This is a genomic window from Prevotella sp. C561 (assembly GCF_000224595.1).
Classification (GTDB): domain Bacteria; phylum Bacteroidota; class Bacteroidia; order Bacteroidales; family Bacteroidaceae; genus Prevotella; species Prevotella jejuni.
In genome coordinates this window covers 208,933-213,205 of sequence record NZ_JH114142.1, presented here as the reverse complement: position 1 = coordinate 213,205, position 4,273 = coordinate 208,933, and the positions used below count along the sequence as shown (strand labels likewise).

The following is a 4,273-nucleotide window of genomic DNA, read 5'->3' as shown; positions in this document are numbered from 1 at the left end:
CCCACCGTTAGGTTATCGGGTAGTGCTGCAATGCCTGTGCCACGTAGGTCAAGATAGCCACCCACCGTTAGGTTATCGGGTAGTGCTGTAATGCCTGTGCAGTTTTCAAGGTCAAGAGAGCCACCCACCGTTAGGTTATCGGGTAGTGCTGTAATGCCTGTGCAGTTTTCAAGGTCAAGAGAGCCACCATAAAAAGGCTTACCGTCTTTAATGATGAGGTTAACTCCCGTCTCTTTTCTAAACTTTTCAATTTCTTGTCTCATAGTTGAATTTATTTGTTTCTATAAATAGTCCTGTTCTGTTCGCTGAAGCAACCGAAGTTGAGCCGTCTCGTATTCCGTCTTACCTGGCCGTACATAAGGCTGTATCTTTCCAGCTCTACGCCAGCGTTCCACATTCTTTCGTCCGAACATCTTGTATGCTTGTCTTGTTGACATAAAATCAGGGTCGTCCTTGTCTTCATGCAGCATCTTAACAATGTTTGCTGATAGGTCTCGCAGAAATGTGCGGTAGCTGACTGTTTTGTCTGTGAAGTCAATACTCATGTCACTCTTCGTTTGCAAGCTCTCTCAGTTCGTTTATCTTGTTATGACTGTTCCAATATTTACCAAGACGGAAAGTGAGATAACCCAATAAGAAACCTGCTGTTTTGGTAAGTAACAATAGAAAAATATTGTCACAGTCAGAGGCTACAAGGATTGTTATTATCATAGCCAATACTACTAAGACATTTATACGCCAATTAAGGTGGACTTTGAAAAACTTATTCATAGTTATTGTTTTTTGTTTATACAAATTGGTGATTGCATATATTCAACATATTTCTTGAACATATTGCAGTAACGTCCATTGATGCCGTTATAGGCATCGGTGCAAATTTTACATTGATTAGGCATTGTTTATTCCACTTAGAAATTTATTCACAAAATAAACCTGCCCTTTACCAGTAACTTTTACAGTCTTGCTAATGATAGCAGAGCCGTCTGGTTTCTGAATGACCGTCTTTTTATTTTCAAACAGCCCTAACTCCATTGAGTATTGAGTAGGCTCGTTGAAGCATTCGCCAGTCTTCTTGCACAGGTATCCATTAGCACGAAGCCACTTGAACAGCCTGCGCTGTCCTGTATCCACTCCGTTCTGCTTGATGAGATTTGCAAGTTCACCTACCAAAATAGAATCAGAACTTGCCGTAACAGCATCAGCAAAGATGACTTGTGGACGAGTTTCTTGGATTTTCTTTTCCGCTACCAGTCTCTTCTGCTTTTCATTCTTAAGCTCTGTCGCTAACTGAATGAGAAAGTCTGGGTTTTGAATAGCTTTCTGAAGCGCATCGTCTGTCATGTACGCACCATGCTTACGAATGGTTGGCAGAACTTCACTTGTTATCCACTTGCGGAACTGCCTTGCTTCTGTCTTGCGACTATCAAGGATGACATCATATAAGCCGTCTTCGTTTACAAACAAGGCTTGCTGTTCTCTTCCAAGTTTGTCTGTTATGGGGTAATTTGAAATTACCTCATCTCCAAGTCGCTGATTAACACCCTTTGCCGATAACTTCAATGCCTTGCATACATCTGTAAGACAGAACTGCGGATTTGCTTCTGTACCAGCAACACGGATGTTGCCGAATGCTGGGTTGTTGAATACTTGAATTGACTGCATACGTTAGAATTGTTTGATAAAACCTAATTCTTTTGCTTTTTGGCGAACCAAGTTCTGTACGTCAGAGTCGCACTTCCAGTGCATAGCGTTATACACTGTAAGCTCACTTACTCTAAGGATTTCAGCAAGCCTTTTTTTGCACCCTTTTTTTAATTTAATTGGTTTTCTGTTTGCCATTATCGTTTTTATTGTTTATATTTGCACACTTACTATTAAGTAACGCTATAATAGCGTTTAGCTTTCTAAACTATTACAGTGCAAAGATAGAAGTTTCTTCAATATAAAGCAAGTATTTGTAGAACTTTCTTCTATATTTTAACTTTTATAAACATTATGCGCTATGGAAAGGAAAATCGAAAGGTTTGATAAATATATGAAGTACAAGGGGTTAAACGATAATAAGGTCACGAATAGCCTCGGTCTTTCTATTGGCACCTTAGGTAAATCTCGTAAAGAAAACAGAGACTTATCTGATAGGAATATAGAAAATATATTGAAGTTCTATACTGACCTTAATAGAACTTGGCTTTTAACAGGCGAGGGAGAAATGTTGGCAAACGAAAATACCAACTCTCAATCATTACCAAAGACAAGTTATACTACTGGCCGTCCTTACTACAATGTAGATTTTATCGGAGGTTTTGACTTAGTTCTCAACGACCAAACCATTATGCCAGAGTATAACATAGATTTTGCACCATACAATCAAGATGGAGTATTTTGGTGTAATATTACTGGTAACTCAATGCAGCCGAAGATATCACACGGAGACATCATTGCGCTTAAAGAAGTTTCAGACTGGCAGTCATTCTTGACAATGGGTGAAATCTATGCCATCGTAACGACTAACGAATTGCGCACGGTGAAAATAATCCGTAGGGGTATTTCTGATGACGTATTTCGCCTCATACCAATCAACACAACGGACTTTGATGAGCAGGAAATTCCCAAGGTTATGATACTGAGAGTATTCGAGGTTCTTGGATGTATGAAAAGAATATAAATATTTACAATGAAAAAGTTTTTTATTATATTGCCATTTGTGACACTCTTGTTTTTTTCATGCAAACAAGAGAAGAAACAAGTAGAAGACAAGCCCGCTGTATTGGGAAAATATGTTTACATGACCGATAATGGAGTGTTGCATAGCACAAGGGATTGTATAAACGTTCGATATGCTAAAGATGAAGATGGGCATAAGGTGTATGGTATGGAGTTTATGGATACTGTTACGTTTGCCCCAGAATATAAGTTTTCTTATTGCACACGATGTTTTTCAGAGATGCAGTACGAACAGTTGGAGAAGATTCTTGAGCGTAACACACAATGCGTATATGACAGTGTTGTATCCGATGAGTATTAAACAAGCCAAGAGCAAAAAGCAGATTGATTGGAATTATAGAAAAGTTAACCAATGCGTAACCTAAAGACAATTATTGGGTTTATATTGTATAATGTATTTATGTACGTTCGCTGTCTTATCCCCTCAGCATTTTTTTCAGGTATCCACTGGTTGATTTATGGGGATGTAACTTTAATACATTTCTTTGGGGGTGCTATGGGAATTTATCTGTTTTGGTTAGTATTGACTATTCGTAAAACAATAAAAGTTTTTAGGGAATGGAAAGAGACAAGGAACTTGAAAAACTGAAACTTCTGATGAGCGCCATGCACTCAAACGGCATGATAGAACCATTGGAATGGGAGCAGGAACTACGAGAGGGAGCGTGGCTTTTACTTCATAATGAACCAGGACTTGACAGAGAGGAGTGGAGGCAAGAGCTTCTAAGCCAATATCCAACAGAAGTAGTTGATACTTTCGGAACAGACCCAGCACAGGCTTTTGCAGCTATGGATGACTGGTGGGAGAGTGAAACATACGAGGATGAGAATACAGGCTTATGTGAAACTTATCAAGGATGGTCACTCATTTTCGCAAATGAGAAATCAGTCATGGTGTTTGATGAACTTTCAAGGCTGAAACTTAAATTAAGCCGTTTAGGCTTGTTAAAAAATCTCAGATGATAAGTAGTGCGTCAGACGCAAGATAACGCAACCAGCGCAAAATAAAGTGGCAAATAAGCAATATTATCATCAGAACTATAAACAACAAAACATTAACGAGATGATGTAAAGAGTAGCAAAAAATACGACTGGTATACCAAGGATGTTCAAAATGCCTATATTTCGCTAATATTTGCAGCGGCACAAGCAGCAGTGGAAGAAATGAAGTAATTTCTTAGAGATATGTTTTTTAGGAGGGTGTGTCAAAATGTCCACATCCTCTTTTTTTATGCACAAAGCCCCGACTTTCTCAAGCCAGGGCTTTGCTATTTCCTAAAGTTTTTGTACCTTTAGGCATTCAAAAAATCTCATTATGACAAAGGTACACTTTCGTTCTTACATACACAAGAAAATGATTCTTTTTCCTCAAAGAATCGATAAGGATATCGCAGAAGATGACCCTGTTCGTCTTTTAGATGCCTTGGTGGATAATCTTATGTTGGATAATGTCTACAAGCTTTATAAGCCCAGTGGTCGCAAGCCTTATCATCCACAAATGATGCTCAAGGTGATTCTTTACGCCTACATGAATAATATCTATTCCTGC

Annotated in this window: 9 protein-coding genes; 4 read left to right on the top strand and 5 right to left on the bottom strand. The window is 38.7% G+C overall.

Going from position 1 to position 4,273, the window contains the following annotated elements; all coding sequences use genetic code 11:
* The 5 genes from HMPREF0666_RS17625 to HMPREF0666_RS17245 all read right to left on the bottom strand — a co-directional run.
* Positions 1 to 263: hypothetical protein (locus HMPREF0666_RS17625; protein WP_009011296.1), on the bottom strand; the 263-nt coding region annotated here is incomplete at its 3' end.
* Positions 264 to 281: 18 nt separating this feature from the next.
* Positions 282 to 545, bottom strand: a complete 264-nt coding sequence (locus HMPREF0666_RS05205; RefSeq protein WP_042856018.1) for a hypothetical protein — start codon at positions 543 to 545, stop codon at positions 282 to 284.
* 1 nt (position 546) lies between these two features.
* A complete protein-coding gene (locus HMPREF0666_RS05200; protein ID WP_009011294.1) occupies positions 547 to 771 on the bottom strand; it encodes a hypothetical protein in 225 nt (74 codons plus the stop codon).
* Between the two features lie 117 nt (positions 772 to 888).
* A complete protein-coding gene (locus HMPREF0666_RS05195; protein WP_009011292.1) occupies positions 889 to 1,662 on the bottom strand; it encodes a phage antirepressor Ant in 774 nt (257 codons plus the stop codon).
* A 3-nt stretch (positions 1,663 to 1,665) separates the two neighbouring features.
* On the bottom strand, positions 1,666 to 1,839 hold the full coding sequence (locus HMPREF0666_RS17245) for a hypothetical protein (RefSeq protein ID WP_009011291.1): 174 nt from the start codon (positions 1,837 to 1,839) through the stop codon (positions 1,666 to 1,668).
* 163 nt (positions 1,840 to 2,002) lie between these two features.
* Between HMPREF0666_RS17245 and HMPREF0666_RS05190 the strand changes: the two genes are divergently transcribed.
* From HMPREF0666_RS05190 to HMPREF0666_RS17915, 4 genes are all read left to right on the top strand, one after another.
* Positions 2,003 to 2,665 (top strand): helix-turn-helix transcriptional regulator, encoded by a 663-nt coding sequence (locus HMPREF0666_RS05190; RefSeq protein WP_009011290.1) that lies wholly within the window; start codon positions 2,003 to 2,005, stop codon positions 2,663 to 2,665.
* Between the two features lie 9 nt (positions 2,666 to 2,674).
* Positions 2,675 to 3,025 (top strand): hypothetical protein, encoded by a 351-nt coding sequence (locus HMPREF0666_RS05185; protein ID WP_009011289.1) that lies wholly within the window; start codon positions 2,675 to 2,677, stop codon positions 3,023 to 3,025.
* Between the two features lie 257 nt (positions 3,026 to 3,282).
* Positions 3,283 to 3,687, top strand: coding sequence for a hypothetical protein (locus HMPREF0666_RS05180; protein ID WP_009011287.1), 405 nt, complete (start codon positions 3,283 to 3,285; stop codon positions 3,685 to 3,687).
* A 352-nt stretch (positions 3,688 to 4,039) separates the two neighbouring features.
* A partial coding sequence (locus HMPREF0666_RS17915; protein WP_009011286.1) for an IS1182 family transposase occupies positions 4,040 to 4,273 on the top strand: 234 nt, incomplete at its 3' end.

Bases quoted from the DNA above. Each gene is read 5' to 3' on its own strand.
- HMPREF0666_RS05205 (WP_042856018.1), bottom strand. From the start codon at position 545: ATGAGTATTGACTTCACAGACAAAACAGTCAGCTACCGCACATTTCTG.
- HMPREF0666_RS05200 (WP_009011294.1), bottom strand. From the start codon at position 771: ATGAATAAGTTTTTCAAAGTCCACCTTAATTGGCGTATAAATGTCTTA.
- HMPREF0666_RS05195 (WP_009011292.1), bottom strand. From the start codon at position 1,662: ATGCAGTCAATTCAAGTATTCAACAACCCAGCATTCGGCAACATCCGT.
- HMPREF0666_RS17245 (WP_009011291.1), bottom strand. From the start codon at position 1,839: ATGGCAAACAGAAAACCAATTAAATTAAAAAAAGGGTGCAAAAAAAGG.
- HMPREF0666_RS05190 (WP_009011290.1), top strand. From the start codon at position 2,003: ATGGAAAGGAAAATCGAAAGGTTTGATAAATATATGAAGTACAAGGGG.
- HMPREF0666_RS05185 (WP_009011289.1), top strand. From the start codon at position 2,675: ATGAAAAAGTTTTTTATTATATTGCCATTTGTGACACTCTTGTTTTTT.
- HMPREF0666_RS05180 (WP_009011287.1), top strand. From the start codon at position 3,283: ATGGAAAGAGACAAGGAACTTGAAAAACTGAAACTTCTGATGAGCGCC.